Origin of the sequence: Burkholderia diffusa (genome assembly GCF_001718315.1) — a bacterium.
Taxonomy (GTDB): Bacteria; Pseudomonadota; Gammaproteobacteria; order Burkholderiales; family Burkholderiaceae; genus Burkholderia; species Burkholderia diffusa_B.
Genome location: NZ_CP013362.1, coordinates 1584200 through 1596993 on the forward strand (window position 1 = coordinate 1584200; position 12794 = coordinate 1596993).

Here is a 12794-nt window from a genome sequence, read left to right on the forward strand (position 1 = left end):
GCATTCGGCATGAATGTATTGCAGTTGTGACATGAACTAAAGGGCGTCGGAATGCCATCTGGCAAGCGTTTGGAAGTTGTGATCGCGACAGTCTTCGATCGACCGGTGCCTCCAGACTTACTCTTCGACGGCTCCAACTGGTTCCGCTACCTCGCTCCGGCCGACGGAGTGAACGACTGGGTTCACCACACGTTCCTGCGCGAGGGCGCGCCGCTGCACAACGAGGACCACGCGCACCTGGTCGACGCCGACGTCGCCTACCTCTGGGCGGCCGTCGAGAACGTGCGCCAGATGCGGCGCGTTGTCGGCCAGTGCGAAGAGGTGATGATCCGAGCCGGCGGCTGGCAGCGCGCCAGGCAGGAGCAGCAGCTTTGCGAATGGTTCGGCCGCGTGCCGGCGTTCCTGATCACGCTCGACGCGCACTACGCGCGCGAGTGCAGCGATCTCGAATGGTGCGCGCTGGTCGAGCATGAGCTGTATCACATTGGCCAGCGCACTGACGAGTTCGGAGCGCCGGCTTTCACGAAGGACGGCATGCCGAAGCTCGGCATCCGTCGGCACGACGTCGAGGAATTCGTCGGCATCGTCCGACGCTATGGCGCTGGCGGCGGCGCCGGCGACACCGCGAAGCTGATCGACGCCGCCCGCCGCGCGCCGGAAGTCGGCCACGCCGACATCGCGCGCGCCTGCGGCACCTGCATCCTGCGGGCCGCGTAACCGAACGTTTTCCCGCTATGGCAGCACTTCCCGACGCGATCAAGGTGTACATCGTCCAGTCGCTCGCATGCTTCGACACGATCTCGCGCGTCGCGAAGGCCGTGCGCGAGGAATTCGGCGTCGAGGTGTCGCCGCAGCAGTGCGAGCGGTACGACCCGACGAAGCGCGCCGGCTCGACGCTGAGCAAGAAGTACCGCGAGATCTTCGAGCGCACGCGCGAAGAATTCCTTTCCGACACGTCGCGCATCGGCATCGCCCATCGCGCGGTGCGCCTGCGCAAGCTCGCGAGCGCGGTCGACAAGGCCGAAGAGCGCGGCAACCTGCCCCTGATGGCGGCCCTGCTCGAGCAAGCCGCGAAGGAGGCCGGCGACGCGTTCACGAACCGTCACCGACTCGAGCACACGGGCAAAGGGGGCGGCCCGATCACCGCGATCTCCACTGTGACGAACGACCCACAGGAGGCGGCGAAGATCTACGCCACGCTGATGAACCCGTAGCATGCCCATCCCGTTCCCGTTCGACTTCCGCGCACCCGACTATGTGCAGGTGTTCGAATGGCGGGCGGAGCGGCTGAAACGCATCCGCGCGAACCCGGGCGTGCTGCCTGCGCTGCGCACGTTCTATCGCGACAACCCGGCCCAGTTCATCATCGACTGGGGCATGACGTTCGATCCGCGTAACGTCGAGCGGGGGCTGCCGGCCACGATCCCGTTCCTGCTGTTCCCGAAACAGGAGGAGTGGTGCCAGTGGTTCATGGAGCGCTGGAAGGCGCAGCAGCCGGGCATCACCGAGAAGACGCGCGACATGGGGATGTCGTGGTTGACCGTGGGGCTGGCGGATACGATCTGCCTGTTCCACGAGGGCGTCGCGGCCGGCTTCGGCTCGCGCAAGGAAGAGTACGTCGACAAGATCGGCTCGCCGAAGAGCCTCTTCTGGAAGGCCCGCGAGTTCCTCCGGTTGCTGCCCGCTGAGTTCCGCGGATCGTGGGACATCGGCGCGCACGCGCCGCACATGCGCATCATCTTCCCGGACACCGGGTCGGTGATCACTGGCGAGTCTGGCGACGGCATCGGCCGCGGCGACCGCGCCAGCTTCTACATCGTTGACGAGTCGGCGTTCCTCGAGCGGCCGCAGCTGGTCGACGCGTCGCTGTCGGCGACGACGAACTGCCGGCAGGACATCTCCACGCCGAACGGCATGGGGAACTCGTTCGCGCAACGCCGCCACAGCGGCAAGGTACGGGTCTTCACGTTCCACTGGCGCGACGACCCGCGCAAGGACGACGCCTGGTACGCGAAGCAGTGCGCCGAACTGGACCCCGTCGTCGTCGCGCAGGAAATCGACATCAATTATGCGGCGTCCGTCGAGGGCGTCGTAATTCCGTCCGCATGGGTGCAGGCGGCCATTGGCGCGCACGTGAAGCTCGGCATCGAGCCGAGCGGCATGCGGCGCGGCGGGCTGGACGTCGCCGACGAAGGCAAGGACAAGAACGCGTTCGCGGGCCGCTACGGCTTCTTGCTGAACTTCCTGCGTTCGTGGTCGGGCCAGGGCGGCGACATATACGACACGGTCGAGAAGACGTTCGGCATCTGCGACGAGCTCGGCTACGAGTCTTTCGACTACGACGCCGACGGTCTCGGCGCCGGCGTGCGCGGCGACGCGCGTGTGATCAACGAGCAGCGCGTCGCGATCGGCAAGCGGCCGATCAACGACGAGCCGTTTCGCGGCTCCGGCCCGGTGCACGACCCGGAAGGAGAGATGGTGCCGGAGCGCAAGAACAAGGACTACTTCGCCAACCTCAAGGCGCAGTCCTGGTGGGCGCTGCGGCTTCGCTTCCAGGCGACGTACCGGGCGGTCGTTGAGGGCAAGCCGTACAACCCCGACGACATCATTTCCATCGACCCGGCGCTGGACGAGCTGTCCGCACTGACGATGGAGCTTGCGCAGCCGACCTACACGGTCAACGGCGTCGGCAAGATTGTCATCGACAAGGCGCCTGACGGCACGAAATCGCCGAACCTGGCTGACGCGGTCATGATCGCGTATCAGCCGGCCGGGCAGGTTCTGGACATCTGGACAAGGTTGGCAGGATGAATCGAAAGCAACGCAAGGCCGAGCAGCGGCAATACCGCGCGATGGCTGCGGATTCCGCCAATGCGAAGCGCTGGATGACGCCGGACAGCTTCCAGAACTTCGAAGCGCGGGTCGGGCTCGGCACGCCCAACCAATCGTCCGCCTACCAGTACGGATTCGACTTCATCTCGCGCAACCGCGTGCAGATGGAGGCGATGTACCGGTCGTCGTGGATCGTCGGCCAGGCCGTCGATGTCGTCGCCGAGGACATGACCCGCATGGGCGTCGAGATCGGCTCCGACATCGCGCCCGAGGATAAGGACAAGCTGAATCAGGAGTTCGAGAACCTCGCGGTATGGGACAGCCTCTGCGACACGATCAAGTGGGCGCGTCTGTACGGCGGCGCGCTGGCCGTCATGATGATCGACGGGCAGGACGCGTCGAAGCCGTTGCGGCTTGACACGATCGCCGAGGGGCAGTTCAAGGGCCTCTGCGTGCTCGATCGCTGGCTGGTGCAGCCGACACTCAACGATCTCGTGACCGAGCCCGGCCCGGACCTCGGCATGCCGAAGTTCTACGACGTCGTCGCGGACTCGATGGCGCTGCCGCGCCAGCGGATCCACTACAGCCGCGTGCTGCGCTTCGACGGCGTCACGCTGCCGTACTGGCAGAAGATCGCCGAGAACCTCTGGGGGCAGTCGGTCATCGAGCGCCTGATCGACCGACTCGTGGCATTCGACAGCACGACGATGGGCGGGGCGCAGCTCGTATTCAAGGCGCACCTTCGCACGCTGAAGGTCGATGGTCTGCGCAAGATCATCGCGGCGGGCGGCCCCGCCCTCGAAGCGCTGTTGAAGAACGTCGACTTCATCCGGCGCTTCCAGTCCAACGAGGGACTGTCGCTGATCGATGCGGCGGACGATCTGCAGGTCGACCAGTACGCGTTCACTGGACTGGACTCCGTGCTGCTGCAGTTCGCGCAGCAGCTTGCCGGCGCGTTGCAGATCCCGCTCGTGCGCTTGCTGGGACAGTCACCGGCCGGCCTGAACGCCACGGGCGAGTCGGACCTGCGCACCTACTACGACAACATCAAGCAGCAGCAGGAGCGCCGGCTGCGCCGCGCGCTGAACCAGCTGTTCGAGGTGATGTTCCGCTCGGTGCTCGGTACGAAGCCGCCCGACGGCTTCTCGTACGACTTCCGCGCACTCTGGCAGATGACCGACGAGCAGAAGGCGACGACGGCCAACACGATCACCGATGCGGTGACGAAGGCGGTAGACGCCGGCCTGATGACGCCGGCCGGCGGCATGAAGGAGCTGCGCGCGTCGAGCCATCGCACCGGCGTGTTCTCGTCGATCACCGACGAAGAGATCAAGGAAGCGGAGGACCAGCCGCCGCCCGCGCCCGAAACGGAGCTTCCCCCGAATGTTGATGACCAGAACGACGGACCGCAAGCGCCGCCGAAACCCGGTGCGTCTGAGCGGGCCGGAGCGCCGGTACGGAACGCAGCTGCGAAAGATCGCGCAGCAGGTGGGCGCGTTGGTCGATGGCTTTCCGCCTGGCGATCCCGCGGCGGCGCCAACGATCGAGCAGCTGCTTAGGCGGTACGCAGAGGCGCTTACACCGTGGGCCGAGGCGACTGCCGCTCGAATGCTGGAAGACCTGAACCGGCGCGACGAGCAGGCGTGGATGCAGCAGGCGCAGGAGATGTCGCGCGCGCTGCGCGACGAGCTGCGGCGCGCGCCGACCGGCGAGACGATGCGCGCTCTGATGGCCGAGCAGGTGACGTTGATCAAGTCGATCCCGCTCGAGGCCGCCGAGCGCGTGCACCGGCTCACGATCGAGGCGCTCGAAGACAGCACGCGCGCCGCAGCAATCTCCAAAGCGATTCAGGAGTCTGGCGAGGTGGCGAAGAGCCGCGCCGACCTGATCGCCCGCACGGAGGTCTCGCGCGCGGCGACGTCGCTCACCGAGGCTCGTGCGCGCGCCGTCGGCAGCACGCATTACATCTGGCGCACCAGCGGCGACAGCGACGTGCGCACCGGCCATCGCGCGATGGAGGGCAAGGTCTGCTCGTGGGCCGAGCCGCCCGAGGTCGACGAGAACGGCCGCGCCATGCGGTTCCACCCCGGGCAGATCTGGAACTGCCGGTGCTGGGCCGAACCGATCATTTCCGAGGACTGACATGCGCTTCTTCACGATCCAGAAGCTCGGGCCGAAGCGTTCGCTCACGCCCGAGGGCTTCCTGCTCTGCGAGGACGTTCCCGTCGCGCGCACGGGCGAGATGCTGTACGCCGCCGGCGAGGTGCCGATCGAGGCCGGCCCCGACGGCCTCATCCGCATCAGCCGCACGCCGGAGGAAGTGTTCCGCGACGAAACGCTCGCGAGCTGCGCTGGCAAGCCGGTGACGCTCGACCATCCGGACGACTTCGTGACGCCGGCCACTTTCTCGCAGCTCGGCAAGGGCGTAATGCTCAACATTCGGCGCGGCGAGGGGCTCGAGAACGATCTGATCCTCGCCGACCTGCTGATCACCGCACAGGACGCGATCGCCGCGGTGCAGGACGAAGAAATCGAAGAGGTCAGCCTCGGCTACGAGGCGGACTACGAACAGGTATCACCCGGCCGCGGGGTACAGCGGAACATCGTTGTCAACCACGTAGCCATCGTCCCTCGCGGCCGCTGCGGCCCGCGCTGCGCGATCGGCGATAAGGAACCCGAGATGAAGACGAAAGACAGCAAGCCCCAGCGCCGGCCGGCGTGGCTCGATCGCCTGATGAAGTCCATGAAGGCCAAGGACGAAGCCGGCGTCGAGGAAGCGCTCAAGGAAGGGCAGGAAGCCATGGACGAAGAGTCCGAGGAAGAGCGCGAGCGGCGCGAAGCCGGCGAGCGCGAAGGGCGCACTGGCGACACGGCAGCGATCTTGAAGACGCTGCGCTCGCTCGATCGCCGCATGGCGCGCATCGAAGCGCGCGACGCCGAGCGAGAGCGGGAAACCGAGGACGACGACGAGGAAGACGACGAGACCGACGAGACGACCGACACGGTCATCGAGGCCGAGCCGTCCCGCCGCGTCAGCGAGGAAGGCGTCGACCTGTACACCGGCGACTCCGCGCGCCTCATCGCCGCGCGAGCCGAGATCCTTGCGCCGGGCGTGAAGCTGCCGACCCTCGACGGCCTGAAGACGAAGGACCGCGCGGCCGCGCTCTGCAAGTGCCAGCGCCGCGCGCTCGACCAGGCATACGAAACGGACGCCGGCCGTGCCGCGATCGCGCCGTTCCTCGGCCGCCGCGCGCCGGACTTCGACGTCATGCCGGTGCAGGTGGTCGACGCGATCTTCACCGGCGCCGCCGAGCTGATGCGCGCGAAGAACAACGCCGGATCGTCGAGCGGCAAGGTCAACACGCGCGATTTCGGCAAGGTGAAGACCATCGCCGACATCAACGAACAGAACCGCAAGTTCTGGGCGGGCCAGTCCAACCAGTAAGGAGAATGCCTCATGGGCAACGCAATTCTGTATCGCATGCCGTCGGGCATTCCCGGCGACGTGACCCGGCCGTCGCAATCGACGATCGAGCCGGTTCCCCTCGATCCGACCGCGCCGTTCCCGGCGTATGGCCTGTTCGGGAAGATCGCGAACGGCAAGTTCGTGCCGATCGGCGCGGGCGACGCCGCCGCGGCGGTCTACGGCCTGCTCGTGCGCCCGTACCCGACGCAGAGCTCGCAAGATCCGCTCGGCACGTCGACGCCTCCGACGAAGGGTATCGGCGACGCGCTGCGCCGCGGCTACCAAACGGTGAAACTGAACGCCGGTGTCGCAGCGCTCGACGGTCAGGTGTACGTGCGCGTCGCTGCGGCGGCGGCCGGCAAGCCGATCGGCGGCATCGAGGCGGCGGCCGATGGCACGAACACGATTGCCATCACCGGCGCGACGTTCATGGCCGGCGCTGACGCCGACGGCAACGTCGAAATCGCCTACAACATCTAAGGGAGCCGACATGACGACTCACAACAAGTCGCTGCTCGCCCGCGCGGCGGGCATCGCAATCGCTGGCGCGCCGGCGATCATCCGTGCGCGCACGCGCGACAGCATGATGACGTTCGACGCGCGCACGATCGATAGCACCGGCGCCTTCCTGGTCGGCGAGCTGGAACGGCTGGACCAAGAGCTGCACATGCCGCTCGCGTCGGTCACCTGGTCGCGCGACATCGATCTCCGCGAGGACGTGTCGATCGCCGACGAGGTGTCCTCGTTCACGAACTCGATGTTCGCTGCTGCGGGCGGCCCGTCGCCGGCCGGCAAGTCGTGGGTCGGCAAGGACGCGAACGCGATCCAGAGCCTCGGCCTGGATATCGGCAAGACGCCGAACCCGCTGACGCTCTGGGGCATGCAGATCGGCTGGACGATCCCGGAACTCGAATCCGCGCAGAAGCTCGGTCGCCCGGTCGACCAGCAGAAGTTCGAGGGCATGCAGCTCAAGCACAACATGGACGTCGATGAGCAGGTGTACATCGGCGACACCGTGATCGGCGTGACGGGCCTGGTGAACAGCACGGCGGTCGAGAACGTCTCGAACGCGCAGACGGGCAGCTGGCAGACGGCGACGCCGGACCAGATGCTCGACGATGTGAACGAGCTGTTGAACAGCGCGTGGGCGGCAGCCGGCTACGCGGTGTGCCCGGGCCGCCTGTTGCTCGATCCGAAGAGCTTCTCGCTGCTCGTGCAGCGCAAAGTAAGCGACGCCGGCAACATCAGCGTGCTGCGCTACCTGCAGGACAACAGCCTCGCGAACCAGCTCAACGGCCGGCCGCTGGAGATCTTCCCGTCGAAGTGGCTCACCGGCCGCGGTGCGGCGGGCAAGAACCGCATGGTGGCGTACACGAAGGACAAGGGCCGTGTGCGCTTCCCGCTGGTGCCGCTGCAGCGCACGCCGCTCGAGTATCGCGACCTGCGCCAGCTGGTGACGTATTTCGGCCGCCTCGGCGTGGTCGAAGTCGTGTATCCGGAAACGATCGGCTACCGGGACGGGGTGTAACATGCAGCTCATCAACGTGCTGAAGGCATTCACCGTGCGGCTCGTCCACGAGGGCGAGTCGATCGAGCGACGGATCGTCGCCGGTGTGCAGGAGGTCGAGGATTACATCGCCGACCACTGGTACACGAAGGCGCACACCGGCCCGCTGCCGGCGGGCGTTTCGGCCGCGCCGGCGAAGGCCGCCGACGCGGCCCCGGAGCAGACCGATCCGGCGAAGGATGCCACGACCGACGCCGCGCCGGCGAAGACGGCCGCAAAGGCCGGCAACAAGTAAGGTGACCCGTGGACGTTTCCCAGTTCAGACAGTCGTTCCCCGAGTTCAACGACACGACGACGTATCCCGACGCGCTCATCCAGTTCTGGATGAGCGTGGCGGTTTCGCTCGTCAACCCGGACCGGTGGGGCGAGCTGACTGATCTGGGAATCGCGCTCGTAACGGCGCACCACCTCGCGCTCGCCGTGAAGGACCAGAAGATGGCCGCCGTCGGCGGCGTGCCCGGCCAGGTGACCGGGCCGCAGTCGTCGAAGGCCGTCGACAAGGTCAGCGCGAGCTACGACACCGCGGCCGTCGCCATCAAGGACGGTGGTTTCTGGAACGCCACGATGTACGGCGTCCGGTATCTCAGCCTCGCAATGATGATGGGCGCGAGCGGCATGCAGCTGTAACGCCGCCGCCGTCCATCGGGAGAACTGCATGGACGGCATGAAAATCGACCGCCTCGACGAGGTGCTGAAGTCGATCAGCGGGCTCGTGCAGAAGGAGGTGCTGGTTGGCGTGCCCGACAGCACCGCCGGCCGCAAGGACGAGGAAGAGCCCCTCAGCAACGCAGAGATCGGCTACATCCTCGAGCACGGCTCCCCCGCGAACAACATCCCCGAGCGCCCGCATCTCGTGCCCGGCGTGCAGGACGCGCGGCCGAAGTTCGAGCCGCACCTGCAGAAGGGCGTCGAAGCGGCGCTCGACGGTAACCTCGAGAAGGTCAACCGCAGCTTCAATCGCGCTGGCATCGTCTCGGTGAATTCGGTGCGCGCGAAGATCAACAGCAACATCCCTCCGAAACTCGCTGATTCGACGCTGGCCGCGCGCCGGCGCCGCGGCGTCACGCGCGAGAACACGCTGGTCGATACCGGCCAGTATCGGAACGCGATCACGTACGTGGTCCGCAAGAAGGGGTGATAACCTTGGTTGGTCAAGTTCTATTGAGGCACTGAATGACCACACTGAGCGAAGCGGAGATTGCGATCCATCATCTGTTGAATGTTTGGCGTAAGTTTGGTCCTCATCCTAGCAGCGACAAGATACTTCTACATCGCAATGAACCCTCCGTACAAGCCGCTGCGGCATTTCTCGAGGCCGCGGGGTATGGCGATGATTTTGGCTTCGAGCTTGTTCTCAATCAGCGCGGGATCGACCTTATGAATGCCGATATTTGACCTGTCGGTTTAATCGTCCAATGGGCCGCCATGTGCGGCCCTTTTCTTTTGCGGGAACGAAATGGCTTTCCTCGACGTCACCGACGTCCTGATCGATCCCGATTTCATGGACGTCGGCCTGCTCTGCAACCGCATGACACAGACGGTGGACGACCACGGCCGCGCACAGAACGCAGTCGCATCGACGCCGTTCTCGGCCGTCGTGACGAGCGACAAGGGCGACATCCTGCACCGGAAGGCGGACGGCAGCCGAATCATCGGCTCGATCATGCTGCACACGCCGTTCCGACTGCGTGATGGCGGCCCGGACGGCACAGCTGATGCCGACGAAATCGTATGGGACGGCGCCACCTACACGGTGGTGAACGTGAACGACTACTCGCACTTCGGCCGCGGCTTCGTCTGCGCGACGTGCGACCTGAAGCCTCTTTCTGGGTGACCCCATGAACGACAGCTCGACCGGCGGATACCTGGCGCCAGCAGTCGATGCGCCGCCGGCCGAGGACGATGCCCTCGACGATCTCGTCCACGACCTGATCGCGGGCGTCACGGCGCTGCCGCCTGATCTCGTGCGGCCGCGCTGGCAGCCGACTGTACCGAAGCAGCCCGAGCCGTCTGTGAACTGGTGTGCGTTCGGCCTGCAGGAGCAGGAGCAGGACGCCCGCCCCGCTATCCAGCACGACGGCACCGGCGACGGGCACGACACGTACGTCCGGCACCAGGACATCGATGTGATGTGCACGTTCTACGGGCCGCTCGCGAAGGGATACGCGCAGCGGCTCGCCGACGGCCTCGCGATCCCGCAGAACCGCGAGCAACTCCAGTTGCTCGACATGGCGTTCGTCGGCGTCGGCGCGATTCGCGCGGCGCCGGACCTGGTCAACCAGCAGTGGGTGCGGCGCTACGACATGACCGTGACGCTGCGCCGCAAGATCACCCGGACCTACGCGGTCCTCAACCTCAAATCGGCCACCGTGGCGACGACGACCGACTCGTCGACGCCAGTGGCCGGCGTTTCGAACATCCACTCGTAGGGGACCAGCATGTCCAACGGATTGCCGGTATCGCGTCTGATCAACGTGACGATCAACCTCGCCGCGCTGGCGGCGCAGGGCGCGAACATGAACACCGGGCTGATTCTCGGCCCGTCGGCCATCATCGACACCAACGAGCGCGCGCGCTCGTACGGTGGCATCGACGAGGTGACGGCCGATTTCGGCACGAACACGCCGGAGTACTACGCCGCAGCGCTGTACTTCAACCAGGTGCCGCAGCCGCAACAGATCATGATCGGCCGGTGGGCGAAGACGGCGACGGCCGGCTCGCTGCGCGGCGGCGTGCTGTCGGCTGCGCAGCAGGACATCACGGTGTGGAAGGCGGTTACGACTGGCGCGTTCAGCATTACGATCGACGGCACTGCAAAATCGGTCACTGCGCTTGACTTCTCGGCACAGACGAACCTGAACGGCGTCGCAACGGTGATCAATGCGAAGCTGACGGGCGCCACGGTAGCCTGGAACGGCTCGCAGTTCGTCGTGACGTCGAATACCACCGGCACGAATTCGAAGGTCGGCTATGCGACGGCGCCGGGCGCCGGCACCGACATCTCGGCGATGCTCGGTCTGACGAGCAGCCTTGCCGGCGTGCCGGCGGACGGCATCGGGCCCGAGCAACCGGTCGACGCTGCCGCGCTGTTTCTCGACCGCTTCGCGAACCAGTTCCTCGGCCTCGACTTCGCCGACGCGTCGATCACGGACGCGCAGCACATCGCAGTCGCGAATCTCATCGAGGCCGACCAGCGCCACATTTACGGCATCACTACGCAGAACCCGCAGGTGCTCGACTCGACGGTGTCGACCGACATCGCGAGCCAGCTGAAGGCGCTGAAGCTGAAGTACACGATCCTGCAGTACTCGAGCTCGACGCCGTACGCGGTGTCGTCGCTGCTCGGCCGTCTGCTGACCGTGAACTTCGACGGCAACAACACGACGATCACGCTGATGTTCAAGCAGGAGCCGAGCGTCGCCGCCGAACAGCTGACCAGCACGCAGGCGAACACGCTTCAGGCGAAGAACTGCAACGTCTTCGTGAACTACAGCAACGACACGTCGATCATCCAGTACGGCGTGACGCCGAGCGGTATCTATGTCGATTCCGTCTACAACGCGATCTGGTTCCGCAATCGCATCGAAACGGACGTTTACAACCTGCTGTACCAGAGCCCAACGAAGATCCCGCAGACCGACGGCGGGAACGCGCAGATAGCTGCAACGATCGCGGCGGCCTGTGAGGCTGGCGTGAACAACGGGTATCTCGCGCCTGGCGTCTGGAATTCGGCGGGCTTCGGCGCGTTGAACCAGGGAGACACGCTGGCGAAGGGCTACTACGTGTACCAGCCGGCGATAGCTACGCAGTCGCAGGCCGACCGCGAGGCGCGGAAGTCCGTCGTATTCCAGGTCGCAGGTAAGGAAGCCGGTGCGATCCATGGTGCCGACATCCTCGTCAACATCAACCGCTAACAGGGGCATCCCAACATGGCGACTTACAGCTTTCAGGACGTCGCGGCGACGCTCGTGGGCCCGGGCGGCGCGTTCTCGCTTGGCTACGGTGAAGCGACCGCGGAAGAAGGCATCACGATCGCGCGCGCCGGCGACAAGAACACGATGACGATCGGATCGGACGGCGAAGGTATGCACAGCCTGCATGCCGATAAGTCCGGCCAGGTCACGTTGCGCTACCTCAAGACCGCGCCGATCAACGCGAAGCTGATGGCGCTGTACGACGCACAGTCGCTCGACAGTCGGCTGTGGGGCAAGAACCTGATCGAGGTTCGACAGACGGCCGCCGGCGACGTGACGACTGCGCGTAGCTGCGCGTTCAAGAAGGCGCCCGACCTGAAGTACGCGAAGGACGGTGACATCGTCGAATGGGTCTTCGACGCGATCAAGATCGATAACATCCTCGGGACGTACTGAGCATGACGACCGAAGTCAAATTGAACGGCGTGCGGTACGCGATCGGCAAGCTGAGCGCGATGCAGCAGTTCCACGTGTCGCGGCGTATCGCCCCAATCATCCCGCCGATGATCCCGGTGCTGATGAAGTTCTACGCGGAGCTCGAGCAGGCCGACGTTGCGCGCGAGCAGGCGCGCGCGAACGCCGCGCTCGCGACGCTTGCCGAGGGTGGGGCGCCTAACGAGGCAGTGGAACCTCCGGCGGCCGACAAGTCGCGCGAGCTGCTGTCGCTCGTCGACGCGATCGCGCCGGTGCTGCAGCCGTTCGCCGACGCGCTGGCCGGCCTGAATGACGAGGATGCGGAATACGTCTTCGGCACGTGCCTGTCGGTCGTCGAGCGCTGGCAGGGTTCGGGTTGGGCGAAGATCTGGAACGCGACTCACAAGACGTCGATGTTCGACGACATCGGCATCGACGTGATGCTGCCGTTGGTCGTGCGCGTCGTGGTCGCGAACCTCGGCCCTTTTATCAGCGGGCTGCTTACCAGCCAAACGAGCAGCCCGGTGGCGACGTAGGCTGG

At 65.9% G+C, this 12794-nt stretch carries 17 protein-coding genes; all 17 read left to right on the forward strand.

Annotated elements, in window-relative coordinates; translation table 11 throughout:
* Positions 1–51 precede the first annotated feature (51 nt).
* The 17 genes from WI26_RS07295 to WI26_RS07370 all read left to right on the forward strand — a co-directional run bounded on the left by WI26_RS07295 (position 52) and on the right by WI26_RS07370 (position 12789).
* A complete protein-coding gene (locus WI26_RS07295; protein ID WP_069225589.1) occupies positions 52–717 on the forward strand; it encodes a putative metallopeptidase in 666 nt (221 codons plus the stop codon).
* Positions 718–734: 17 nt separating this feature from the next.
* On the forward strand, positions 735–1214 hold the full coding sequence (locus WI26_RS07300) for a DUF2280 domain-containing protein (RefSeq protein WP_060294337.1): 480 nt from the start codon (positions 735–737) through the stop codon (positions 1212–1214).
* 1 nt (position 1215) lies between these two features.
* On the forward strand, positions 1216–2811 hold the full coding sequence (locus tag WI26_RS07305) for a TerL protein (RefSeq protein ID WP_069225590.1): 1596 nt from the start codon (positions 1216–1218) through the stop codon (positions 2809–2811).
* Positions 2808–4391: a DUF1073 domain-containing protein gene (locus tag WI26_RS30955; RefSeq protein WP_081334237.1), complete on the forward strand. Its 1584-nt coding sequence runs from the start codon at positions 2808–2810 to the stop codon at positions 4389–4391. The genes WI26_RS07305 and WI26_RS30955 overlap by 4 nt, the downstream gene beginning before the upstream one ends.
* On the forward strand, positions 4330–4974 hold the full coding sequence (locus tag WI26_RS07310) for a phage minor head protein (RefSeq protein ID WP_236849299.1): 645 nt from the start codon (positions 4330–4332) through the stop codon (positions 4972–4974). Before WI26_RS30955 ends, WI26_RS07310 begins: the two co-directional genes overlap by 62 nt.
* A 1-nt stretch (position 4975) precedes the next feature.
* Positions 4976–6277: a DUF2213 domain-containing protein gene (locus WI26_RS07315; RefSeq protein WP_069225592.1), complete on the forward strand. Its 1302-nt coding sequence runs from the start codon at positions 4976–4978 to the stop codon at positions 6275–6277.
* Between the two features lie 12 nt (positions 6278–6289).
* Positions 6290–6778 carry a structural cement protein Gp24 gene (locus tag WI26_RS07320; protein WP_069225593.1) on the forward strand — a complete coding sequence of 163 codons (489 nt, stop codon included), beginning with the start codon at positions 6290–6292 and terminating at the stop codon, positions 6776–6778.
* A 10-nt stretch (positions 6779–6788) separates the two neighbouring features.
* The gene (locus WI26_RS07325; RefSeq protein WP_069225594.1) at positions 6789–7826 is read left to right on the forward strand and encodes a DUF2184 domain-containing protein; all 1038 of its coding nucleotides are present in this window, start codon (positions 6789–6791) and stop codon (positions 7824–7826) included.
* Position 7827: 1 nt separating this feature from the next.
* Positions 7828–8100 (forward strand): STY1053 family phage-associated protein, encoded by a 273-nt coding sequence (locus tag WI26_RS07330; protein WP_069225595.1) that lies wholly within the window; start codon positions 7828–7830, stop codon positions 8098–8100.
* Positions 8101–8108: 8 nt separating this feature from the next.
* Entirely contained in the window at positions 8109–8492 is a 384-nt protein-coding gene (locus WI26_RS07335) for a DUF4054 domain-containing protein (protein WP_069225596.1), read from the forward strand.
* A gap of 28 nt (positions 8493–8520) precedes the next feature.
* A complete protein-coding gene (locus WI26_RS07340; protein ID WP_069225597.1) occupies positions 8521–9003 on the forward strand; it encodes a hypothetical protein in 483 nt (160 codons plus the stop codon).
* A 35-nt stretch (positions 9004–9038) separates the two neighbouring features.
* Complete coding sequence (locus WI26_RS07345) at positions 9039–9260, forward strand: hypothetical protein (protein WP_069225598.1); 222 nt, start codon at positions 9039–9041, stop codon at positions 9258–9260.
* A 61-nt stretch (positions 9261–9321) separates the two neighbouring features.
* Entirely contained in the window at positions 9322–9699 is a 378-nt protein-coding gene (locus tag WI26_RS07350; RefSeq protein ID WP_069225599.1) for a hypothetical protein, read from the forward strand.
* Positions 9700–9703: 4 nt separating this feature from the next.
* Entirely contained in the window at positions 9704–10294 is a 591-nt protein-coding gene (locus tag WI26_RS07355) for an LIC_12616 family protein (RefSeq protein ID WP_069225600.1), read from the forward strand.
* 9 nt (positions 10295–10303) lie between these two features.
* Complete coding sequence (locus WI26_RS07360) at positions 10304–11779, forward strand: DUF3383 domain-containing protein (RefSeq protein WP_069225601.1); 1476 nt, start codon at positions 10304–10306, stop codon at positions 11777–11779.
* A gap of 15 nt (positions 11780–11794) precedes the next feature.
* Positions 11795–12235: a phage structural protein gene (locus WI26_RS07365; RefSeq protein WP_069225602.1), complete on the forward strand. Its 441-nt coding sequence runs from the start codon at positions 11795–11797 to the stop codon at positions 12233–12235.
* A 2-nt stretch (positions 12236–12237) separates the two neighbouring features.
* Positions 12238–12789 carry a phage tail assembly chaperone gene (locus WI26_RS07370; protein ID WP_069225603.1) on the forward strand — a complete coding sequence of 184 codons (552 nt, stop codon included), beginning with the start codon at positions 12238–12240 and terminating at the stop codon, positions 12787–12789.
* Positions 12790–12794: the final 5 nt, after the last annotated feature.

What these genes read in the sequence shown, in the direction of transcription:
- WI26_RS07295 (WP_069225589.1), top strand. Translation starts at nt 52, where the DNA reads ATGCCATCTGGCAAGCGTTTGGAAGTTGTGATCGCGACAGTCTTCGAT.
- WI26_RS07300 (WP_060294337.1), top strand. Translation starts at nt 735, where the DNA reads ATGGCAGCACTTCCCGACGCGATCAAGGTGTACATCGTCCAGTCGCTC.
- WI26_RS07305 (WP_069225590.1), top strand. Translation starts at nt 1,216, where the DNA reads ATGCCCATCCCGTTCCCGTTCGACTTCCGCGCACCCGACTATGTGCAG.
- WI26_RS30955 (WP_081334237.1), top strand. Translation starts at nt 2,808, where the DNA reads ATGAATCGAAAGCAACGCAAGGCCGAGCAGCGGCAATACCGCGCGATG.
- WI26_RS07315 (WP_069225592.1), top strand. Translation starts at nt 4,976, where the DNA reads ATGCGCTTCTTCACGATCCAGAAGCTCGGGCCGAAGCGTTCGCTCACG.
- WI26_RS07320 (WP_069225593.1), top strand. Translation starts at nt 6,290, where the DNA reads ATGGGCAACGCAATTCTGTATCGCATGCCGTCGGGCATTCCCGGCGAC.
- WI26_RS07325 (WP_069225594.1), top strand. Translation starts at nt 6,789, where the DNA reads ATGACGACTCACAACAAGTCGCTGCTCGCCCGCGCGGCGGGCATCGCA.
- WI26_RS07330 (WP_069225595.1), top strand. Translation starts at nt 7,828, where the DNA reads ATGCAGCTCATCAACGTGCTGAAGGCATTCACCGTGCGGCTCGTCCAC.
- WI26_RS07340 (WP_069225597.1), top strand. Translation starts at nt 8,521, where the DNA reads ATGGACGGCATGAAAATCGACCGCCTCGACGAGGTGCTGAAGTCGATC.
- WI26_RS07345 (WP_069225598.1), top strand. Translation starts at nt 9,039, where the DNA reads ATGACCACACTGAGCGAAGCGGAGATTGCGATCCATCATCTGTTGAAT.
- WI26_RS07350 (WP_069225599.1), top strand. Translation starts at nt 9,322, where the DNA reads ATGGCTTTCCTCGACGTCACCGACGTCCTGATCGATCCCGATTTCATG.
- WI26_RS07355 (WP_069225600.1), top strand. Translation starts at nt 9,704, where the DNA reads ATGAACGACAGCTCGACCGGCGGATACCTGGCGCCAGCAGTCGATGCG.
- WI26_RS07360 (WP_069225601.1), top strand. Translation starts at nt 10,304, where the DNA reads ATGTCCAACGGATTGCCGGTATCGCGTCTGATCAACGTGACGATCAAC.
- WI26_RS07365 (WP_069225602.1), top strand. Translation starts at nt 11,795, where the DNA reads ATGGCGACTTACAGCTTTCAGGACGTCGCGGCGACGCTCGTGGGCCCG.
- WI26_RS07370 (WP_069225603.1), top strand. Translation starts at nt 12,238, where the DNA reads ATGACGACCGAAGTCAAATTGAACGGCGTGCGGTACGCGATCGGCAAG.